This window comes from Gordonia sp. LUNF6, assembly GCF_047041125.1.
Classification (GTDB): Bacteria; Actinomycetota; Actinomycetes; order Mycobacteriales; family Mycobacteriaceae; genus Gordonia; species Gordonia sihwensis.
Window position 1 is genome coordinate 3,229,526 of sequence record NZ_CP178181.1, and the last position, 20,288, is coordinate 3,249,813.

General features: G+C 67.7%; 23 protein-coding genes. 14 read left to right on the plus strand and 9 right to left on the minus strand.

Annotated elements, in window-relative coordinates; translation table 11 throughout:
- Window positions 1–7: 7 nt before the first annotated feature.
- Together hsaC and hsaA are read right to left on the minus strand one after the other, a co-directional pair.
- Window positions 8–922, minus strand: a complete 915-nt coding sequence (hsaC, locus tag ACK8HH_RS15085) for an iron-dependent extradiol dioxygenase HsaC (protein ID WP_006897259.1) — start codon at window positions 920–922, stop codon at window positions 8–10.
- Between the two features lie 38 nt (window positions 923–960).
- Entirely contained in the window at window positions 961–2,145 is a 1,185-nt protein-coding gene (hsaA, locus tag ACK8HH_RS15090; protein WP_006897260.1) for a 3-hydroxy-9,10-secoandrosta-1,3,5(10)-triene-9,17-dione monooxygenase oxygenase subunit, read from the minus strand.
- A 157-nt stretch (window positions 2,146–2,302) separates the two neighbouring features.
- On the opposite strand from hsaA, the gene ACK8HH_RS15095 reads away from it, so the two are divergent.
- The 3 genes from ACK8HH_RS15095 (at window position 2,303) to ACK8HH_RS15105 (ending at window position 4,253) form a co-directional block, all read left to right on the plus strand.
- Window positions 2,303–3,469: a Rieske 2Fe-2S domain-containing protein gene (locus ACK8HH_RS15095; RefSeq protein WP_412475309.1), complete on the plus strand. Its 1,167-nt coding sequence runs from the start codon at window positions 2,303–2,305 to the stop codon at window positions 3,467–3,469.
- Entirely contained in the window at window positions 3,469–3,852 is a 384-nt protein-coding gene (locus ACK8HH_RS15100) for a hypothetical protein (protein ID WP_006897262.1), read from the plus strand. Before ACK8HH_RS15095 ends, ACK8HH_RS15100 begins: the two co-directional genes overlap by 1 nt.
- Before the next feature lie 86 nt (window positions 3,853–3,938).
- Window positions 3,939–4,253 carry a helix-turn-helix domain-containing protein gene (locus ACK8HH_RS15105; protein ID WP_006897263.1) on the plus strand — a complete coding sequence of 105 codons (315 nt, stop codon included), beginning with the start codon at window positions 3,939–3,941 and terminating at the stop codon, window positions 4,251–4,253.
- A gap of 2 nt (window positions 4,254–4,255) precedes the next feature.
- On the opposite strand, the gene ACK8HH_RS15110 is transcribed toward ACK8HH_RS15105, so the two are convergent.
- Window positions 4,256–4,843 (minus strand): ClpP family protease, encoded by a 588-nt coding sequence (locus ACK8HH_RS15110; protein ID WP_006897264.1) that lies wholly within the window; start codon window positions 4,841–4,843, stop codon window positions 4,256–4,258.
- A complete protein-coding gene (locus ACK8HH_RS15115) occupies window positions 4,840–5,463 on the minus strand; it encodes a ClpP family protease (protein ID WP_006897265.1) in 624 nt (207 codons plus the stop codon). The genes ACK8HH_RS15110 and ACK8HH_RS15115 overlap by 4 nt, the downstream gene beginning before the upstream one ends.
- 200 nt (window positions 5,464–5,663) lie before the next feature.
- Here ACK8HH_RS15115 and ACK8HH_RS15120 point away from each other — a divergent pair, with 200 nt between their 5' ends.
- The 5 genes from ACK8HH_RS15120 to ACK8HH_RS15140 all read left to right on the plus strand — a co-directional run bounded on the left by ACK8HH_RS15120 (window position 5,664) and on the right by ACK8HH_RS15140 (window position 10,527).
- Window positions 5,664–6,461, plus strand: a complete 798-nt coding sequence (locus ACK8HH_RS15120; RefSeq protein WP_278127453.1) for a VOC family protein — start codon at window positions 5,664–5,666, stop codon at window positions 6,459–6,461.
- Between the two features lie 48 nt (window positions 6,462–6,509).
- A complete protein-coding gene (locus ACK8HH_RS15125) occupies window positions 6,510–7,367 on the plus strand; it encodes a class I SAM-dependent methyltransferase (RefSeq protein ID WP_412475310.1) in 858 nt (285 codons plus the stop codon).
- 134 nt (window positions 7,368–7,501) lie between these two features.
- A complete protein-coding gene (kstD, locus tag ACK8HH_RS15130) occupies window positions 7,502–9,217 on the plus strand; it encodes a 3-oxosteroid 1-dehydrogenase (protein WP_006897272.1) in 1,716 nt (571 codons plus the stop codon).
- A 3-nt stretch (window positions 9,218–9,220) separates the two neighbouring features.
- Window positions 9,221–10,081 (plus strand): MaoC/PaaZ C-terminal domain-containing protein, encoded by an 861-nt coding sequence (locus ACK8HH_RS15135; protein WP_006897273.1) that lies wholly within the window; start codon window positions 9,221–9,223, stop codon window positions 10,079–10,081.
- A 14-nt stretch (window positions 10,082–10,095) separates the two neighbouring features.
- Window positions 10,096–10,527: a DUF6918 family protein gene (locus ACK8HH_RS15140; RefSeq protein ID WP_006897274.1), complete on the plus strand. Its 432-nt coding sequence runs from the start codon at window positions 10,096–10,098 to the stop codon at window positions 10,525–10,527.
- A 39-nt stretch (window positions 10,528–10,566) separates the two neighbouring features.
- Here the strand turns inward: ACK8HH_RS15140 and ACK8HH_RS15145 are convergent, their stop codons facing one another.
- Window positions 10,567–10,704 carry a hypothetical protein gene (locus tag ACK8HH_RS15145; protein WP_156150444.1) on the minus strand — a complete coding sequence of 46 codons (138 nt, stop codon included), beginning with the start codon at window positions 10,702–10,704 and terminating at the stop codon, window positions 10,567–10,569.
- 118 nt (window positions 10,705–10,822) lie between these two features.
- Here ACK8HH_RS15145 and ACK8HH_RS15150 point away from each other — a divergent pair, with 118 nt between their 5' ends.
- The 3 genes from ACK8HH_RS15150 to ACK8HH_RS15160 all read left to right on the plus strand — a co-directional run bounded on the left by ACK8HH_RS15150 (window position 10,823) and on the right by ACK8HH_RS15160 (window position 13,983).
- Window positions 10,823–12,370 carry an MFS transporter gene (locus tag ACK8HH_RS15150; protein WP_006897275.1) on the plus strand — a complete coding sequence of 516 codons (1,548 nt, stop codon included), beginning with the start codon at window positions 10,823–10,825 and terminating at the stop codon, window positions 12,368–12,370.
- Between the two features lie 58 nt (window positions 12,371–12,428).
- Window positions 12,429–13,280: an SDR family oxidoreductase gene (locus tag ACK8HH_RS15155; protein WP_006897276.1), complete on the plus strand. Its 852-nt coding sequence runs from the start codon at window positions 12,429–12,431 to the stop codon at window positions 13,278–13,280.
- Between the two features lie 100 nt (window positions 13,281–13,380).
- Window positions 13,381–13,983, plus strand: coding sequence for a hypothetical protein (locus ACK8HH_RS15160; protein WP_006897277.1), 603 nt, complete (start codon window positions 13,381–13,383; stop codon window positions 13,981–13,983).
- Window positions 13,984–13,988: 5 nt separating this feature from the next.
- On the opposite strand, the gene ACK8HH_RS15165 is transcribed toward ACK8HH_RS15160, so the two are convergent.
- Complete coding sequence (locus tag ACK8HH_RS15165) at window positions 13,989–14,372, minus strand: DUF5313 family protein (protein ID WP_006897278.1); 384 nt, start codon at window positions 14,370–14,372, stop codon at window positions 13,989–13,991.
- A 97-nt stretch (window positions 14,373–14,469) separates the two neighbouring features.
- Between ACK8HH_RS15165 and ACK8HH_RS15170 the strand changes: the two genes are divergently transcribed.
- Window positions 14,470–14,922 carry a MarR family winged helix-turn-helix transcriptional regulator gene (locus ACK8HH_RS15170; protein WP_278124933.1) on the plus strand — a complete coding sequence of 151 codons (453 nt, stop codon included), beginning with the start codon at window positions 14,470–14,472 and terminating at the stop codon, window positions 14,920–14,922.
- 7 nt (window positions 14,923–14,929) lie between these two features.
- On the opposite strand, the gene ACK8HH_RS15175 is transcribed toward ACK8HH_RS15170, so the two are convergent.
- Both ACK8HH_RS15175 and ACK8HH_RS15180 read right to left on the minus strand, forming a co-directional pair.
- A complete protein-coding gene (locus ACK8HH_RS15175; RefSeq protein WP_278124935.1) occupies window positions 14,930–16,072 on the minus strand; it encodes a serine hydrolase domain-containing protein in 1,143 nt (380 codons plus the stop codon).
- The gene (locus ACK8HH_RS15180; protein WP_278124937.1) at window positions 16,069–17,397 is read right to left on the minus strand and encodes a flavin-containing monooxygenase; all 1,329 of its coding nucleotides are present in this window, start codon (window positions 17,395–17,397) and stop codon (window positions 16,069–16,071) included. Before ACK8HH_RS15180 ends, ACK8HH_RS15175 begins: the two co-directional genes overlap by 4 nt.
- A gap of 117 nt (window positions 17,398–17,514) precedes the next feature.
- Here ACK8HH_RS15180 and ACK8HH_RS15185 point away from each other — a divergent pair, with 117 nt between their 5' ends.
- Together ACK8HH_RS15185 and ACK8HH_RS15190 are read left to right on the plus strand one after the other, a co-directional pair.
- Window positions 17,515–18,153 carry a TetR/AcrR family transcriptional regulator gene (locus ACK8HH_RS15185; RefSeq protein ID WP_006897282.1) on the plus strand — a complete coding sequence of 213 codons (639 nt, stop codon included), beginning with the start codon at window positions 17,515–17,517 and terminating at the stop codon, window positions 18,151–18,153.
- Window positions 18,154–18,314: 161 nt separating this feature from the next.
- Window positions 18,315–19,937, plus strand: coding sequence for an ABC-F family ATP-binding cassette domain-containing protein (locus ACK8HH_RS15190; RefSeq protein ID WP_278124938.1), 1,623 nt, complete (start codon window positions 18,315–18,317; stop codon window positions 19,935–19,937).
- Window positions 19,938–19,947: 10 nt separating this feature from the next.
- Here ACK8HH_RS15190 and ACK8HH_RS15195 read toward each other — a convergent pair whose 3' ends face one another.
- Complete coding sequence (locus ACK8HH_RS15195; RefSeq protein WP_006897284.1) at window positions 19,948–20,220, minus strand: hypothetical protein; 273 nt, start codon at window positions 20,218–20,220, stop codon at window positions 19,948–19,950.
- Window positions 20,221–20,288: the final 68 nt, after the last annotated feature.

The window sequence follows — 20,288 nt, forward strand, 5'->3', positions numbered from 1 at the left end:
CTCGGACCTACTTCATACCGATCGTGAAATCGTGACCCCAGAGGCTGACCGCCGTCGATTCGCGGGCGATCCAGTCGGTGTCGTCCACCTGCCTGCCCTCGCAACCGAACTCGACGTCGAAGCCGCCGGGCGTCTTCATGTAGAACGAGAGCATCAGGTCGTTCACGTGGCGACCGAGCGTGGCCGACATCGGCACCTTCTTGCGCAGCGCGCGGTCGTGGGCCAGGCCGACGTCGTCGGAGTTCTCGACCTCGACCATCAGATGCACGATGCCGGTGCTGTTCGGGATCGGCAGGAACGCCAGCGAGTGGTGCCGAGGGTTGCAACCGAAGAACCGCAGCCACGCCGGCTCCTCACCCTCCTGACGCCCGACCACCTGCGGCGGGAGCCGCATCGAGTCGCGGAGCCGGAAGCCCAGAACGTCCCGGTAGAACGTCAGCGCCCGCGCGTCGTCGGTGGTGGTGAGGACCACGTGACCCAGGCCCTGCTCGCCGGTGACGAAGGTGTGGCCGTACGGGCTCACCACCCGGCGATGCTGCAGCGCCACCCCGTGGAAGGCCTCGAGGACGTTCCCGTCGGGATCGGAGAAGACGATCAACTCGTCGACGCGGCGGTCGGCGATCTCCTCCGGGGTGCCCTCCCGGAACTCGACACCCGCGGCGCTGAGCCGGTCACGGACCTCCTGCAGCCCGGCCGCGGTGGCGCACTCCCAGCCCGAGCACGCGAGATGATCGCGATCGGAGGGCACGATCACCAGGCGCGCCGGGAAGTCGTCCATCCGCAGATAGAGGGCGCCCGGGATGGACCCCGAACCCTCCACCATGCCGAGCACCTTCAGCCCGTACTCACGCCACGCGTCCATGTCCGTGGCGTCTATCCGCATGTAGCCGAGAGACCGGATCGGGCTCTGGTCGTCAGTCATGTGTTCGTCGTTCCTCGTCAAGTAGTCGGGCCGTCGCGCTATACCATCGTGTCGCCGATGGGGATGCCGAACTCGCCGTTGCCGAAGGCCTGGTAGGCCCGTTCCGGGTCGTTGGCCGCATGAACGCGGCCGGCGTGGGCGTCGCGCCAGAAACGCTGGATCGGCGTCCCGTTCTCCAGTGCGTGCGCGCCGGAGTTCTCGAAGAGCAGATCGATGGAGTCGATCGCACGCGACGTCGCTCGGACCTGGTCGCGGCGCGCGGCCAGACGCAGTTCCATCGGCACCTCTTCACCGGCGACGATCAGGTCGTACTCGGCCTGCAGATTGCCCGAGAGCTGACGCCACGCGGCGTCGATGTCCGAGGCGGCCTCGGCGATGCGAACCTTGGCGAACGGATCGTCCTTGGCCTTCTCGCCCGCGTAGGCGGCGCGGACGCGCTTGCCCTGATGCTCGACGTGGGCGGCGTAGGCGCCGTAGGCCATGCCGACGATCGGGGTCGAGATGGTCGACGGGTGGATGGTGCCCCACGGCATCTTGTAGACCGGCGCCGTGTTGCGCTCGAGCCCGGGAGCGGCGCCCTTGCTCATGACGCCGAAGCTCAGAACCCGGTGCGTGGGAACGAAGACGTCCTTGACCTCGATGGTGTTGGAGCCGGTGCCGCGCAGGCCCACGACGTTCCACACGTCCTTGATGTTGTAGTCGGTCCGCGGGATCAGGAAGCTGACGAAGTCGACCGGCTTGCCGTTCTTGATGACCGGTCCGCCGACGACCACCCAGTCGGCGATGTCGCAGCCGGACGACCACGCCCAGGAGCCGTTGACCTTGTAGCCGCCGTCGACGACCTCACCCATGCCCATCGGTGCGTACGAGGACGAGATGCGGACATTGGGATCCTCGCCCCAGACGTCTTCCTGCGCCTGCTGGCTGAACAGCGCGAGATGCCAGTTGTGGACACCGACGATGCCTGCGACCCACCCGGTGGAACCGCAGGCCGTGGCCAGACGGCGCACCGCCTCGTAGAAGGTGACGGGGTCGGTCTCGTGACCGCCCCACTGCGCGGGCTGCAGGAGCTTGAAGAAGCCGGTCTCCTGGAGCATGTCCGCGACCTCCGCGGGGATGCGTCGCGCATCCTCCGTGGACTGCGCGCGCTGCGCGAGATCCGGCAGCAATGCATCGATCTTGTCCAGAACCTGCTGCGCGGCTTCGCTCCGCTGTGCTGACATGAGTCACTCCTGTTCGTGTGCCGTCATCGACTTACGACCAATATTAGAACACGTTCTCGTTTTGGACTAGAACACGTTCTCATTCTAGTGGAACATGTTCTACTATCGAGTCAGACGGGCCAGAGCCCGAAACGAGACCGACGAGGAGGCCGAGAAGATGGCTGAAACCGACATCCGGGAGATCGACACCGGCACGCCCCCCACCCGATTCGCGCGAGGCTGGCACTGCATCGGCCTGGTGGACGAGTACAACGACGGCGAGACCCACTCGCTGGAGATCTTCGGTACCAAGCTGGTGGTGTGGGCCGACAGCAAGGGCGACATCCACACTCTGGACGCCTACTGCCGCCATATGGGCGCCGACCTGTCCATGGGCACCGTCAAGGGCGACAACGTGGCGTGCCCGTTCCACGGATGGCAGTGGAACGGCAAGGGGCGTTGCGCCGAGGTGCCCTACGCGAAGCGGCACCCGAAGCTGGCCAAGACCCGTACGTGGCCGACGATGATCCGCAACGGCCAGGTCTTCGTCTACAACGATCCCGAGGGCAACCCGCCGCCGGAGGACGTCATCATTCCCGAACTCGCCGAGTTCGGCACCGACGAGTGGACCGGGTGGACCTGGAACAAGCTCGTGATCGAGGGCTCCAACTGCCGCGAGATCATCGACAACGTGGTCGACATGGCGCACTTCTTCTACGTGCACTACGCGCTGCCGGACTACTTCAAGAACGTCTTCGAAGGTGAGACCGCGGCGCAGTACATGAACAGCCACGGCCGCCCCGACGTCGGCATCTCGACCGCCTACGGCGACACCCGGCTGGAGTCGATCGCCGCGTATTACGGCCCGTCTTACATGCTGAACCCGATGGTGCAGTACTACGGTAAGTACTCGGTCGAGACGATTCTGACCAACTGCCACTACCCCATCGACTCGAACTCGTTCGTCCTCATGTTCGGCGTCATGGCGAAGATCCCGCAGGGACTCTCGCCCGAGCAGACCGACGGCATGGTCAAGACGATCACCAAGGGCGTCGAAGTCGGGTTCATGCAGGACGTCGCGATCTGGAAGCGCAAGACCCGCATCGACAATCCGCTGCTGGTGGAGGAGGACGGACCCGTTTACCAGCTGCGACGCTGGTACGAGCAGTTCTACGTGGACGTCGCCGACGTCACCGAGGAGATGACGGGCCGCTTCGAGTACGAGATCGACACCGCCAAGGCTCAGGAGACCTGGAACAAGGAAGTCCAGGAGAACCTGCGGATCCAGGCCGAGAAGGAGGCCGCCGAGGCCGAGGCCAACGATTCCGAGGGCGCGTCGGTCTGATGACTCGCGCCGACGAGCGGGCCGCGGTCCCCGGCTGGGCGAAGGCCCCGCAGTGGGCCGGCGATCCCGAGCGCGTCGCCGCGATCGCCGACGCCACCGCCCGGGACCGCAAGCACTACCTCACCGGCGGCATGACGGACATCGAGTGCCGCACATGCCACGCACACGTGATGGTGAAGAAGACCAGCGCGCACCACACCAGCGTCCAGTGGAACGACGACGCGCTGGCCCGGTGCTCGCAGATCTCCGAGATCCGGGCCTCGGGCGGCAATGCCGCACTGCTGCCCACGTGCCCGCGGCTGTCGGCGAGCATCGATCACGGGGTCGCCGAGGGCATCATCCCGAGCGAGTCCCCGGAAGAGGATCCCGACGGCTACTGGTGAGGTCGGTCTCCCCACAGCCACGCCGCCGATTCTGCTCTGAGCAGAGTCGGCGGCGTCATCTTCGCCGCCTGGCCTAATTTGGAGTCATGGGAGTCGTCGCGATCGTCCGCACACCATTGCTCCGGGAAGCGCTCGGAGAACATCTGCGCAGCCTTCGGCTCCGGCGGGGCGAACGTCTCGCCGACACCGCCGCCCGCGCCGGAGTGTCGGTGCAGTATCTGTCGGAGATCGAGCGTGGACGAAAGGATCCCTCCAGTGAGATGATCGCCGCCGTGGTCGGCGCCCTGGACACCACATTGGGCGACGTGACCGTAGCGGTCGGCGAGCATCTCCGCGAGACGCAGCCGACCGCGACGGCCCCGGCGCCGTCGCGTCCGACCGCGCTGGCCTGCGCGGCCTGAGGTCACCGCTCGTCGACCACTTGATCGATCAACCCGTAGCCGACGGCGTCGGCGGCGGTGAACACCCGCGTGTGATCGGTGTCGGCGCGCAGTTCCGCCTCGTCGTGCCCGGTATGGCGCGCCAGGATTCGCTCCATCTGCGATCGCACGCGCACCAGTTCGTCGGCCTGGATGATCAAGTCGGGGATCGTGCCGCGTCCCTCCGCCGCAGGCTGATGCAGCACCAGCCTCGAATGCGGCGTCGCGGACCGCTTGCCCGGCGCCCCGGCCGCGAGGAGCACCGCTCCCACCGACACCGCCTGCCCCACGCACGTCGTGGCCACCGGCGGCCGGATGTACTGCATGGTGTCGTAGATCGCGAGCATCGCCGCCGGGTCGCCGCCTTCGCAGTTGATGTACAGCTCGATATCCCGGTCGGGGTTGTCGGCTTCGAGGTAGATCAACTGCGCGACGAGGGCGTTCGCGACGCCCGCGTCGATCGGAGTGCCGAGATAGACGATCCGGCTCGCGAGCAGATGCGAGTAGACGTCGGTGAACCGTTCGCCGGCGGGCGTCCGCTCGACGACGTTCGGGATCGGGTAGGAGCTCATCGCGCAGCCTTCCCCGTGAGGCCGAAACCGGTCCGATCGGCGTGCGGGACCACGTCCGTAAAGTTCCCGACCACCTCGTCGACGAAACCGTAGTCGCGTGCCTGCTCCGCACTGAACCACCGATCGCGGATCGAGTCCTCGAAGATCTGTTCCAGCGGGCGGCCGGTGTCCTCGGCGATCAGGCCCAGGACCGTGTCCCGCGTGTACCGCAGGTCGTCGGCCTGCAACTCCACATCGGCAGCGGTTCCGCCGATACCCGCCGACCCCTGGTGCATGAGGATGCGAGCGTGCGGCATGGCCCGGCGTTTGCCCCGGGCCCCCGCCGACAACAGGAACTGTCCCGCGCTGCAGGCGATCCCGAGAGCCAGGGTCGAGACATCGCACGGCACCACGTTCATCACGTCCCGGATCGCGAGCATCGCCGGAACCGACCCGCCGGGTGAGTGGATCCAGAGCGAGATGTCGGCGCTGTCGTCGGCCGCGGCCAGGGAGAGCATCTGCGTCGCGAGAAGGGTGCCGTTGTCGTCGTCCAACTGGCCGTCGAGTACCACGACCCGCCGCCGATACAGGTCTTGGCGGTCGTCGCGGGTGAAGTGTTGGGATTCATCGGGTTTCGTCATGGCACCAGCGTGCGCCGTCGGACGGTGCCGGTACATGCGGATCTGCCCGCAGCGGATCCGCCGACGGCGGACCCGGCCCCCGCGACCGTCGGCACGCAAGGCGAGGCAGCGTGACCGTGGACACCGAAGCGGCGATGGAGAAGGATCTACAGGTGACGTCCATTTCAGCGACAGCCACCGCGAACGAAAGCGAGACCGTCATGCCCTCCTATTCCGCCGCGCCCGGCGCCCCGATCTGGTTCGACTTGATGACCAGCGACGTCGACCGCGCCTCCGACTTCTACGGCACGCTGTTCGGCTGGTCGACCGAGGAACCGTCCGCCGATTTCGGCGGCTACCGCAACTTCACCGCCGGCGGGTCGCGCGTCGCCGGCCTGATGCCCATGAGCGGCTCCGACAACGGGCCCACGAATGTCTGGTCGGTGTACTTCCGCAGCGACGACGCGAGTGCCACCACCGACTCGGTGACCGCGGCGGGCGGCAGCGTGGTCGTGCCGCCGATGCCGGTCGGCGACATGGGGACCATGGCCGTGTATCTCGATCCGGCGGGCGGGGCGTTCGGCGTCTGGCAGCCCGGAACGCACCCCGGCTTCGTGCGGCGCGGCGAGCCCGGCACACCGTACTGGTTCGACGAGATGTCGATGGACTACGCCGCGTCATCGGCGTTCTACCCGCGGGTATTCGACTGGGAACTGGAGGAGATCGGCGGCGGCTCAGACGGGCCGGGCCGCTACGCGCAGGTGATGGTGACCGGCGGCGACGGCCGCGAAGGCACCGCCGGGATCATGGACGCGGCCGGGATGCTCGGCGACGGGCACCCGTCGTTCTGGCAGGTGTACATCACCGTCGACGACGTCCCCGCCACGCTCGCCGCTGTCGGGAGGCTGGGCGGCGAGATCCTGATGCCCGCCGATGACACGCCGTACGGCGTCCTCGCCTCGTTCAAGGACCCGATGGGCGCAGCCATCTGCGTCGCGACCCCGCCCCCCGGGATGTGACTCACGATCCGTTGCGGACCGAGTGTCGCCGCCGATAGCGTCCCAGACATGGCGAAGGACTCTCTGCGACCCGACTGGACTCAGCACGGGGCGGCGTGGGCTGAACAGGACGCGATCTTCGATGCGATCTTCGCTCCGGCCACCCGAGCGCTCGTGGAAGCCGCCGACCTGACCGGCTCCGTTCTCGATGTGGGATGCGGCGGAGGCACGCTCCTGGAGGCGGCGGTCGCCGCAGGCACGGATGCCGTCGGCGTCGACATCTCGCCCGCGATGGTCGACGCAGCGAACCGTCGGGTTCCCGGCGCACGGGCTGTGGTCGCCGACGCGCAGACCGCGGATCTGCGCGGGCTCATCGGCGACCGCGGCTTCGACCGCATCGTGTCGCGATTCGGCGTGATGTTCTTCGACCGTCCGGTCGAAGCGTTCGAGAACATCCGCCGAGCGGCGGTGCCGGACGGTCGACTCGCGTTCATCTGCTGGCAGGAGGGCTCAAGCAACCGGATCTTCAGTCTCGGCACCAAGACACTCGTCTCCGCGCTCGACGAGCCGCCGGAACGTCCGGCGCCGGGCACACCGGGCCCGCTGGCCTTCGACGACCGCGACTACCTCCGATCGATTCTCGACGGTTCCGGTTGGTCGGAGATCTCCATCGACCCCTTCACATTCGAGAGCGACTACTCGACTCCCGACGGCGCGGGCGGTCGCACGGACGGGGTCGAAGAACGTCTCGCCGTCATCCTCGCCACCAGCAGCGGACAACTCGTCTCCGACCGAGTCCGCGGCACGCTCGGCGAGGCGGGCTGGGCCGAACTCCTCGACCGCGTCCGGGCCGATCTGCGCGCCAACCTCGTCGACGGTGCGGTGAAGCACCCGAATCACTGCTGGCTGGTGACGGCCGCCGCCTGAGTCACGGCCACCGTCAGTCTCGAGCCGCCCTTTCAGTGCGAACGTGTTCTAGTTTAGGCTGTTCTGCAACACGTTCTACTTTGGCGCGATGAGCGCAGCATGCAGACGAAGGGCAGGAAATGACCACCGAAGCCATGAACACCGAAGCCGGCGAGCCGGAGACGTTCGACGTCATCGTGGTCGGTGCCGGCGGCGCCGGTCTCGCGGCCGCGCTGACCGCGGCCAGCAAAGGCCTCAAGACCGTCCTCATCGAGAAGTCGCCGTACTGGGGCGGATCCACGTCGCGGTCCGGTGGTGGCGTCTGGATTCCGAACAACTCGATCCTGCGCCGAGACGGCGTCGAGGACACCCCCGAGGAAGCACGCAAGTACGCCCACGCCATCATCGGCGAGCACGCTCCCGCCGAGCGGATCGACACCTACATCGACCGCGGACCGGAGGCTCTCGACTATCTGATCGCCCATGCACCACTGGAACTCGAGTGGGTCAAGGGATACTCGGACTACTACCCCGAGGCCCCCGGCGGTCGTGCGATGGGACGTTCGGTGGAGCCCAAGCCGTTCGACGCCCGACGCCTCGGCGACGATCTCGCGACGCTGCATCCCCAGTACACCAAGGCACCGCTGAACATGGTCGTCCTGCAGTCCGATTACCGCTGGCTCAACACCGGATTCCGGCACTGGCGCGGCCCCGTCCGAATGGCGAAGGTCGGTGCACGCTTCTTCTGGGCCCGCAGCCGCGGCAAGAAGATGATCGCCATGGGAGCCGCCCTGGCCGCGGAGCTGCTGCTCGGTTGCCGGCAGGCGGGCGTCGACATCCGGCTCAACACTCCGTTGACCGATCTGGTGACCGACAACGGCGCCGTGGTCGGAGTCAAGGTAGGGACGGGTGACGGCGCCGCCACCGAACTGCGTGCCCGTTACGGTGTGATCCTCGGCAGCGGCGGCTTCGAGCACAACGCCGAGATGCGCGCGAAGTACCAGCGCGCGCCGATCGGCAGCGAGTGGACCACCGGTGCACCGACCAACACCGGCGACGGCATCAACGCCGCGCTCGCGGTCGGCGCCGACGTCTCCCTGATGGACGACGCCTGGTGGGGACCCACCATTCCGCTGCCCAAGGGTCCGTGGTTCGCGCTCTCGGAACGCTCGGTGCCGGGCACCTTCATCGTGAACACCCGGGGCGAGCGCTTCATGAACGAATCGCTCCCCTACGTCGAGGCCGTCCACCAGATGTACGGCGGCCAGTTCGGCCAGGGCGACGGCCCAGGCGAGAACGTGCCCGGCTGGCTCATCTTCGATCAGCGCTGCCGCAACCGATACCTGTTCGCAGGCGTCACCGCACGACAGCCGCTGCCGAAGAGCTGGCTCAAGTCGGGCGTCGTCGTGAAGGCCACGACCATCGCCGAGCTCGCCGAGAAGACCGGCCTGCCCGCGGACAAGCTGCAGGCCACCACCGAGCGCTTCAACGGATTCGCCCGCAGCGGCAAGGACGAGGACTTCCACCGCGGCGACAGCGCCTACGACCACTACTACGGCGACATCACCAACAAGCCCAACCCGAGCCTCGGCGTCGTCGACAAGGCGCCCTTCTACGCCGTGAAGATGGTTCCGGGCGATCTGGGCACCAAGGGCGGCGTCAACACCGACACCGCGGGACGCGCACTGCGAGCCGACGGCAGCGTGATCGAAGGCCTCTACGCCGCGGGCAACACCAGCGCGCCGGTGATGGGCCATACCTACGCCGGTCCCGGCGCCACGATCGGCCCGGCCATGGTGTTCGGATATCTCGCCGCGCTCGACGCCGTCGAGAAGGCCAAGAACGCCACCGTCTCGCACGCAGGAGCCTGATTCATGCCCATCGATCCCTCAGTCGCCGCCGGCGCCGACCTCGGTGAAGTGACGTTCTCGTGGACGCCGCGCGAAGTGGCGCTCTACAACCTCGCCGTGGGCGGGGCCCACGACCCGTTGGACACCGCGGGTCTGCAGTACGTCCACGACTCGGAGCCGAAGGTACTGCCGTCGTTCGCCACCGTCGCGGCGACGTTCAACGCCACCGAGGCACCGAAGGTGTCGTTCCCCGGAGTGGACATCGACCTGTCGAAGGTGGTTCATGGCGCCCAGCAGGTGCGGGTGCACCGGCCGCTGCCCGCGACCGGCACCGCGACCACCCGCACGCGCATCGCCGAGGTGCAGGACAAGGGCTCGGCCGCGGTCGTCATCCAGGAATCGGTCACTCGCGACGAGAACGGCGAGCCGCTCTGGACGGCACGATCGTCGATCTTCGCCAAGGGCGAGGGCGGATTCGGCGGCGAGCGCGGCTCGTCGACCCGGGTGGATCTCCCCGACCGCGCCGCCGACCGCGAGATCCTGGTGCCGACCCAGCCGAACCAGGCGCTCCTCTACCGACTGTGCGGTGATCGAAACCCCCTGCACAGCGATCCGGAATTCGCGTCCGAGGCCGGCTTCCCGCGGCCGATCCTGCACGGGCTGTGCACGTACGGCAGCGTCTGCCGGGCCGTGGTCGACGAGGTCTTCGGCGGCGACGTCTCGGCCGTGGCCGATTACGGTGTGAGCTTCGCCGGAGTTGTGTTCCCCGGCGAGACGCTCCGAGTCCGCGCCTGGGAAGATGGCGACCGACTGCTCGTGGCCACCACCGTCGTCGACCGCGACGACGCACCGGCCCTGAGCAACGTCGTGTTCCTCGAATCCTGACCGAAAGGCTCTGCATGACCGCCTCGCTCCTGCCCCTGCTCGACGCCAACCGCGAAGCCATGGCTTCCGACTTCGCCGACGTCATCGACGCGGAGGTGAAGAAGCAGTCCGGCCTGTCGGGCGCGGCGATCAAGACCGCGTACTCCGCGGCTCAGAAGTTCAAGCCGGGCGTGGTCCAGGTGGCGACGAACAAGATGCTGCCCGACTTCATGACCGCGCTCTCGCCGCTGTGGGATTCGAGGCCCGCGGGCACGCCCTTCGGCGCTCACCTGGCAGCCAACGGCGACCAGGCCGCCGAGGCGCTGCTCGCCGTCACCGACGGACAGGCGCAGAGCGCCCCGTCGGTCCTCGCGAAGGCGTACAAGAGCGTCCGCGGCAAGGCCAAGGGCCACGTCATCGACGCTCTGGACCCGGTGGGCGCGGTCGTCGAGAAGTACGCGGGCTAGTTCAGTGACGACGCGAGCGCGGCTTGATCGTGAAGACGATCAAGCCGCGCTTGCGACTATCAGGAGCAGGACGGTGAGGATCGCGGCGAGAACCGCGACCATCGCGAGCAGACGCCAGATGTGGATTCGGCCCTGCCGGATCTCGGTGACGCCGGACGTCAGCTGGTTGGAAGCCATGGTGATCAACTCTCCCTCGAGATCGTGATCTGTTGTCCGTGTGACCAATGTGTCACAAGTTACAAAAGAAGGCGATGAACAGACTGTGCGTGTCGGGCAAAGAACCAGCAACGATTCGATGACCTTCGCGACGGCGTGGCTGATCCTCGTCGCCTGTCTCGCGGTGAGCCTGGTGGTGGCGGCGATGGCCGCGCTCAACACCGCGCTGCCCGACATCGCCCGCGCCACCGGCGCCACCACCGCGCAGATGACGTGGATCATCGACGGCTACACCTTGGTACTGGCCGCGCTGCTGCTGCCCGCGGGTGCGATCGGCGACCGGATCGGACGCAAGCCGGTTCTGATGATCGGTCTGGTGGTCTTCGGAATCGGCTCACTGGCCGCGGTCTGGGTGGACACCCCCACCCAGCTCATCCTCACCCGCGTGGTCGCCGGCGTCGGCGCCGCGATGATCATGCCGGCCACACTGTCGCTCATCACGGCCGGTGTCCCGCGTGAGAAGCGCGCGCTCGCGATCAGCATCTGGGCCGGCGTGGCCGGGGCCGGCGCGATAATGGGCTTCTTCGTCACCGGGGTTCTGCTCAACTTCTTCGGATGGCATTCGGTCTTCATCACGTTCGCGGCGTCGTCGGCGGCCACCCTCCTGCTCACCGTCACGATCGGCAGTTCGAAGGACGACGCCCCGGGACGGTTCGACTACATCGGCTCGCTGACGTCGATGACCGCGATCGCCGCCGTCGTCTACGGCCTGCTCGAGGCGCCGCATCGGGGATGGACGAACCCGCTCATCCTGATCTGCCTGATCGGTGGCGCGGCGATGATCGCCGCGTTCATCGTGATCGAACTGCGCAGATCCTCGCCTCTGCTCGACGTGAACCTGTTTCGCAACCGCGCTTTCGCCGCCGGTTCCCTGTCGGTGGCGCTGCAGTTCCTCGCCTCCTTCGGCGTCTTCTATCTGCTGCTCCTGCAGTTGCAGCTGGTGTTCGGCTACTCGGCACTCAAGTCGGCGGTCGCGCTGTTCCCGATGGTGGTCGGCGTCGGCGTCTTCGCCATGATCGGGAACCTCGTGGCGGTCCGCTACTCGCTGCGTGCGGTTCTCGCCACCGGCATCGCGATCGCCGCGGCCGGCGTACTCGCGCTCGGGATCGTCGACGCCGACGTGTACTGGAAGCTGGGCGTGATGCTCGGCGTGTGCGCTGTCGGTATCGGGCTGGCGACGGCCCCGTCCACCACCGCGATCATGTCCAATACCCCGTTGGAGAACCAAGGCGTCGGATCGGCTGTCAACGACACCGCCCGCGAACTCGGTGCGGCGATCGGTATCGCCCTGGCGGGCAGCATCCTGGCGGCCGGGTACGACAGACGCATCACCGGCACCGCGCAGGACGTCCACGACCAGCTGGCGACGATCGACCCGGACGCCGCCGAACGCGCCGCCGACGGGGTGCGCGGCTCGCTGGCGGGTGCCGTGGAGGTGGCCGGTCACCTGCCACCGCAGGCGTCTTCGCTCGCCGAGAAGATCACCGAGGGCGCGTATGCGGCGTTCCTGCCTCCGCTGCAGTCCGCCTGTCTGGTGCTCGGTTCGATCCTGCTCGCGGGCGCGGCCTTCCTCGGCTGGTTCGCTCCTCGCGCGGTCCTCGCACCCGAACCCCGCCTCGACGACTGAGCACCTCCGTCCGCCGGGGCCTCTCGCTTCGACGGTCGCCGAGGGGCAGACTGGACTCATGCGCTTCTCGTTCCGCCGGCACCGACCCGTTCAGATCGCAGGCACCACCGTGGCGATCACCGGCGCCGCGCGGGGTATCGGCTTCGCGATCGCCGACCGGTTGACGGCCCTCGGCGCTCGCGTGGCGATCGGCGACCTCGACGCCGACGCGGCTCACCGTGCGGCGGACAGACTCGGCGGAACCGCCCGCGGCTACCGCCTGGACGTCACCGACGACGACTCGTTCGCCGCCTTCCTGGCCGATGCGGCAGCCGACCTCGGTCCGATCGACGTGCTCGTCAACAACGCGGGCGTGATGTGGGTCGGCCCCTTCGACACCGAACCCGCGATCGCCGCCGAGCGGATGGTGGCGGTGAACCTGCTGGGAGTGATCCGCGGTGTGCGCCTGGCCGCGCCGGAGATGCGGCACCGCGGACGCGGCCACATCGTCACGGTGGCTTCAGCGGCGTCGCGTCTCGCTCCGCCGGGCGAATCCTCTTATGCCGCAACCAAACACGGGGTTCTCGGCTACCTCACCGGCGTACGGGAGGAACTGCGCGGCACCGGCGTCGCGATCACCGCGGTGATGCCGACCGTGGTCGACACCGAGTTGGCGGCCGGGACCTCCTCGGGATCGGTGAAGCGGCTGAGTCCGGACGACGTCGCGGCCGCGGTGGTGTCGGCGATCGAGACCAGGCGCTTCCAGGTATGGGTGCCGCGGACCGTCGGAGCCCTGGTCGCGATCTCCGGCGTTCTGCCGCAATCGGTGCGCGACCGCGCCCTGCGTGCCACGGTGCCGAACCAGGTCGCCGCGGTGACGGGATCCTCGGTGCGGTCGGCGTACGAGAAGCCGCTCACGGACGGCGAGTGACGTCCGGCCGATGACATGACGGAGAGGATCGTCCGAATCGACCTGCTCCTGCGGGTAATCTGACGGGCATCGCAGGGGCACCGACCTTCAGGGGGCACGGATGAAGTGCACCTTCACGGCCGACGCGCGAGCGTTCACGATCACCGCACTGGCACTCCTGACGGCAGCGGCGCTGTCGTCATGCACACCGGGCGACGAGTCCGCACCGACCAGTTCGCTGAGCGGCATCTCGGCCATCGCACCGCCGCCGGCGCGCACCTCCACCGTCATCGTCACGTCGATCCCGCTCACCGGCGAGACCACCTCGTCGGCCACCACCGTCGACACGGCCCCCTACGCCGTTTCCGGGCAACCGGGAAGCTACCGATGGAGCTATGCGCGAGATCCCCTTCGCGAATGCGTACTGCAGCCGGCGGGGTCCCGCCTGCCGCAGCGCATCACCTGCGCCGCCCCTTACCCCGAGGACGCGCCGAGTATCCGCATCGGCGCATTCGACGGGCCACCGAACGCGATCACGTTGACCGCGCAGGGAACCGAACCGACGATCACCGAAGGCGGGCCGACCCCGGCCCCCGCGCTGACGGCCGGACACCGGCTGACCTTCGGCGACCTCTCGTGCACCGCGCTGCCCGGCGACGCGATCACGTGCACCTCACCGGACGGCTGGTTCACCGTCGCGAACGGCGTGCTGACCACGTCCTGAGCGGATCAGCCACGGCGGTCGGCGTAGACGGCCTCGTAGCGCTCCTTCTCCCGATCGGCTCGCGCCTGCTGTCGCTGGGTCAGCGGTGAGTTGCCGAGCCCGTGCTTACGCATGCGGAGAACCCGGTTCTGATCCATGTACGACGCGGAGAAGATCAGCGCGAGCAGCACCGCCAGCAAAACCATCAGGCCGCGGATCCACATCTCGCCGCCGAACGCGAAGAACATGACGAGGTAGAGCGGCAGAAAGCAGAACTGCGAACGGATCAGGTGACGGAGGGTCGCGGTCCGGCCGGTGAGATCGTTGCGCACCCACTCGCGCTTCGACTCGGGGAGCGTGCCCCCGTAGGCGTAGACAACCCATTGAATCGGATTCGGGCGACCGCTCATCCTGAAAACCTCCGTCTTTAGATCGTGCACTACTCAATATTGCACTATCTATCACGCGATTCAATAGCGCCCTATGAAATAGTCGTAGACTCGTGTCATGGCCCACATCCCCGGTAATCCCCTCCTGCTGGAACGGCAGGTCTGCTTCGCGCTCGCCCTCGCCAACCGATCGGTGCTCCGGGTGTATCGACGGCTGCTGGAACCGCTCGGCCTCACCCACCCCCAGTACCTGGTGATGCTGGCGCTGTGGCAGCACGCACCGCTGCCGGTCAACGAGATCGGCCGGTTACTGCAGCTCGACTCGGCGACTCTGTCCCCGCTGCTCAAGCGCCTCGAAGCCGACGGCGTCATCGAACGACGACGCAGCGACGACGACGAACGCAAGGTGGAGATCCATCTCACCGAGGCCGGTGTGGCACTGCGCGAGCAGGCACTCGACATCCCGCCGCAGGTGGTCGACGCCCTGGGCGGAGACCTGGAACTGCTCGGCGAACTCCACGCCGTTCTGACCAAGGTGAACGCGGCTGCGGTGGCCGCCGAAGCCGGCTGACCGGAGATCACCGACCGCGACCGACGCAGTCGTACACCGCCGCCAGATACTCGTTGGGCTTCGCAGCGCCGACGAGTTCCGGCGACATCTTGTTCATCACGTAGGCCACGGCGAGGTCGCGGTCGAGATCGGCGACCACCACCGAACCGCCGAACCCGGTCCACCAGCAGACCCGTCCCTCCGGGACGCCTGGCATCACCGCACCCGGAAGCGCCCAGCCGAGACCGAAACGCACCGGTACACCGAGGACTCTGTCGACGCCGTCCGCCTGGACGTCGAAGATCCGCTCGAGAGTGGTGCGCGACAGCGCCGCTCGCCCGCCGACGGCACCGCCTCCGGAGACGAGCGACGCGAGCCGAGCCACCGACCGGGCGTTCCCCTGGCCGTTCGCCGCTCCGATCTCGGCCGCGAGGAAATCGGGGTCGGTGACGATCGACGGCGCGAACGCCGGGTTCAGGAGCGTTCGGCGGATCAGGCTGTCGGGCGGAATCGACGAGTAGTCCGCCGCCGCGGATGACGGAGCGACCATCGAGGCGAACCGCTCCGGCGCCTCGTCCGTCACTCCGATGCGGTAGTCGGCGCCGAGCGGACCGGCGAGTTCCTCGGCGAAGAACCGTCCGAGGCTCGAGCCGGTGACACGCCGGACCACCTCCCCGAGCAGGGTCCCGAAGGTGAGCACGTGGTAGCCCGAACCCGCGCCGGGCGTCCACCAGGGCTCCTGCGCGGCCAGCAGCGCCGCCGCCTCCTCGTGCGAGTAGATGTCGCTCAGGCTGATGTTCGCATCCCAGCCTGCGACGCCGCTCGTATGTCCCAGCACCTGCCGGACCAGGACGTTCTGCTTGCCCGCCGCCCCGAACTCCGGCCAGTAGCGGGCGACCGGCGCATCGAGATCCACCTCCCCGCGATCGGCGAGCAGCAGGACCGCGAGCGCCGTCATCGTCTTGGTCAGCGAATACGTGTTCGCGAGGGTGTCGCGTTCCCACACACGTCCCGAGGGCACGTCGGCCGTGCCGCCCCAGAGATCCACGACCATGTCGTCACCGGAGACCACAGCGAGGCAGGCACCCACCTCTTCGCCCGACTCGAGCTTGGCGGCGAACAGATCCCGCACCGGCTCGAACGCGGACACGCACGTTCCCGAGACCGTCATCGTGCGGCCACCGGGCGCTTGGCGCGTTCTCGCCCGGCCGCGAGTTCGGCCAGCAGATCCACTTTGTACCGCGCGAAATCGACCTGAATCGTGTGGCGCGGCGCGTTGTAGTACTGCCCCAGGTGACGACGCTCGTCTTCGACGATCGCCTTCCGCATCTCGGCGCGGGACGGCAGCACGTACCGGCCCAGAAGATGATCGGCGATCAGTTTGCTCTGCTGCTCGGCCAGATTGACGATCGTGGGAGACGACTGCGCCAGGCCGGCGTAGTACAGATCGTCGACGTCCGGATGAACGATCCGCTTGAACAACGGGAAACGATGCTGCGCATCGGGCATCAGCGCGGGATCGTCGAAGAACGGGAACGCCATGCGATAGCCGGTCGCCATCACGATCACGTCGACCGTCACCCGGCGGCCGTCGGTCAGGATCACGGCGTCACCGTCGAGACGCTCGATCGCAGGTACGCAGGTCAGGTCACCGGAACCGGACTTGGCCAGGAAGTCGATGCTCACCGAGGGGTGCGCCGACAGCGGTTCGTGATCGGGCTCGGGCAGACCGTAGTCCTGCATCCTGCCGATCGACTTCTTGATCGACCGTCGCGCGATCGCCAGACCCAGCTTCTTCGGCATCCACGGCGGCATCATCATCTTGTCGGCGGGCTTGCCGCCGCGGTACTTCGACAGCACCCATACGCCACGCCGCGCCGAGACCCAGACGTGTTCGGCGACGGAGCGGTTGGAGAGTTCGGAGGCGATGTCGAGCGCCGAGTTGCCCATCCCGACCACCATCACGCGCTGACCGTGCATGTCGATCGGAGCGAACGGGCTGCGGTAGTCGTGGCTGTGGATGATCTGCCCGTCGAAGCTGCCGGGGTACTCCGGGACGAACGGATTCCAGTGGTGACCGTTGGCGACCACCAGGGCACCGTACTCGCGGCGCTCCCCGGTGCTCAGGGTCAGCGTCCAGCCGCCTCCCGGTTCACGGTCGGCCTTCTCCACCGCCGTGTTGAACGTGATGGTCTCGCGCAGCCCGAAGTGGTCGACGTAGTCGCGGAAGTACCGGTGCATCAGCGTGTGGTGCGGAAAATGCGGCCAGTCGCGCGGCGCCGGGTAGTCGTCGAACTCCAGCCGGCTGGTGGACGTGTCGATGTGGAGCGACTGGTAGCAGGCCGACATTCCGTTCGGGTTGTCGTAGTACCAGTTGCCTCCGACGTCGTCCGACATCTCGAAACAGTCGTACTCGATGCCTTCGTCCTTGAGTCGCTTGGCCGTGGTGAAGCCGGAGCAGCCGGCGCCGATGATGGCGACGCGATCGCGTGTCATGCTCTGTCCTCTCGTCAGCGGCCGTACGTGTCGACCGTCACAGACCCACGGTAGGGATCTCACTGACACGTGTCTAGTCAGTGGTCACATTGTCAATCGAGATGAGCGGCGAGCATCATGGTCTTCATGCGGGAGGACACGGTCGGGGCGCAGCGGCCCAATCTGCGGGACGAACAGAAACGCCGAACCCGGCTGGCCCTGCTCGAGGCCGCGCGCGGTCTGTTCACCGAGAACGGCTACGCCGACGTGACCGTCGACGACATCACGCGAGCGGTCGGATGCAGTCGTGCCACGTTCTACCTGCACTTCACCAACAAGACGGACATCCTGGCGAGGATCAGCGCCGAGACCATGCAGCAGCGCGCAGCGTCGGTGTACGGCGACCTGGACGCCGTCCTCCGCGACGGTTCACGAGCGGCGTTCACCGCGTGGATCGAACGGGCCCTCGAGTGGTTCGACGCCAATCGCGACATCCTCCCGGCCTGGGACGAGGCCCTCTCCGCCGATCCCGAGTTCCGGAGCGTGGGCCGCGCGTCGATCACCGCGTTGACCGATGCGATGCCCGACTACCTGTCGCGGTGGCCGGACGACCGCCGGGAGGAGGCCCGCTTCCGCATCGAACTGCTCGTGACCCAGCTGGAGCGGTACTTCACACGCTCCACCGTCCAGCGAACCATCGAGTTCGCGCCGGACCGAGCCGCCGACGTCCTCACCGACATCTGGTACCCGGCGCTCCAGCCTCCCGGCACCCGCTGAATCTCGGATGCGCCGAGCACCCGACACGAGTAGCCTCACCGTCGTGGATTGCGAGATCGAGGTCGACAGGGCCTGAAGCCGGTTCTCCGGCACCAGTGTGTCCTCATCCGCCTCGCCGGCGCATCACCTCGCGCGGCGACTCTCGTGAATCGAGCTCCACCATGCCTCACACATCCACCACGCCTGAATCGTCCGTCACGATCGTCTCGCTCTCGTTCTCCTGGCCCGACGGCAGCGTCGCGCTGTCGGGCGTCGACGGCTCGTTCGGCGCCGGCCGCACCGGTCTCGTCGGCCGCAACGGCTCCGGCAAATCCACCCTGCTCCGGCTCATCGCCGGGAGGCTCACGCCGTCGTCCGGCCGGATCGAGACCGCCGGCGACGTCGGCTATCTGCCGCAGACCGTCACGCTGACCGGCGACTCCACCGTCGCCGAACTCCTCGGCATCGCCGACGTACTCGAAGCGCTGCGAGCGATCGAGTCCGGCGACGCGGATGCGCGCCACTTCGAGACGATCGGTGATGACTGGGACGTCGAAGCGCGCGCGGCCGAATCGCTCGATCGTCTCGGATTCTCCGCCGCCGACGTCGACCGTTCGGTCGCGGAACTGTCCGGCGGGGAGGCGATGCTGATAGCGGTGGCCGGTCTGCGGATGCACCGCACGGCCATCACTCTGCTCGATGAGCCCACGAACAACCTCGACCGCCCGACGCGCGCTCGCCTCGCTGAGATGATCGACGACTGGCCGGGTGCACTGATCGTGGTGAGCCATGACCTCGAACTCCTCGAACACATGGATGCGACCGCCGAACTGCACGATGGCGCGCTGGAGACCTTCGGCGGTCCCTACAGTGCGTGGAAGGCTCACGCGGACCAGGAGCAGGCTGCCGCCGTACAGGCCGCGCGAGCGGCGCAACAGGTGTTGAAGACGGAGAAGCGGCAGCGGGCGGAGGCTGAGACCAAGCTGGCCAGGCGTGAGCGGACGGCGAAGAAGGCCCAGCGCGACGGCGGCGTCCCGAGGATCGTCGCGGGCATGCTCGCCGACAGCGCGCAGGGATCGGCCGGTGCCATGCGCTCGGTACTCGACCAGAAGGTCCGGGTCGCGCAGGCCGCACTCGACGCGGCCGACGCCCGGGTTCGCGACGACTACCGCATCAGTCTCGACCTCCCCGACCCGGCGGTTCCGCGAAGCAGGCGCATCGCCGAACTCACCGCCGGCGAGCGGTCGGTGTTCGTCCAGGGACCCGAACGCCTGGCCATCGTCGGACCGAATGGGTCGGGCAAGTCGACGCTGCTCGGGCACATGATCAGCGGCGCCGAACCCACTGCCGGCCGCCCCGGCGGACGCCTGTTCACCGACCGTGTCGGCGTCCTCCCCCAGCGGCTCGACGGTCTCGACGAGAGTGCCGGGGCACTCGCGAACCTCCAAGCCGCCGTACCCGGCACCGCCACCGGCCAGATCCGGAATCACCTTGCGCGGCTCCTCCTGCGTGGCGACACCGTCGACCGGCCGGTGTCGACGCTCTCGGGCGGCGAACGGTTCCGCGTCTGCTTGGCGAAGCTGCTCTTCGCCGATCCTCCGCACCAGGTGCTCGTTCTCGACGAGCCGACCAACAATCTGGACACGACGAGCGTCGACCAGCTCGCCGACGCTCTCAATGCTTACCGCGGTGCCCTGATCGTCGTCAGCCACGACTACCCGTTCCTGAACAGGCTCGGCCTCGACACCGTCGTGGAACTGCCCGGGGACGGGACCCTGAGGCAGCGGGACGATCTGCCGGAGTGAGACTCGATCCTCAATGAGACACGACCACCTGATACCCGGCGAGGCACGCGACGACGAGAAGGACTGGGAGGAAGTAGAGCATGAATGAAGCAATGAGAATGCTGGACCCGATGACGAGGCAGGCGATGACGGAGAACGCGGGCGTTCGGATCCCCAGCGCCAACACGCATGCCAATGGCGGCACAGAGGCCCTGACAAGGAAGTAGCCGCCGTAGAAATCGAGAACGCTTCCCTTGCAATCGGGATCGCTCGCGTTCCATACCTCACAGTCGGTGACTTGCATCAGGGGCTCTGCTGCCGCGAATACAGCGGTAAGAGTAGCCAGCAAGAGTGCAAACAGCCATGCCCAAG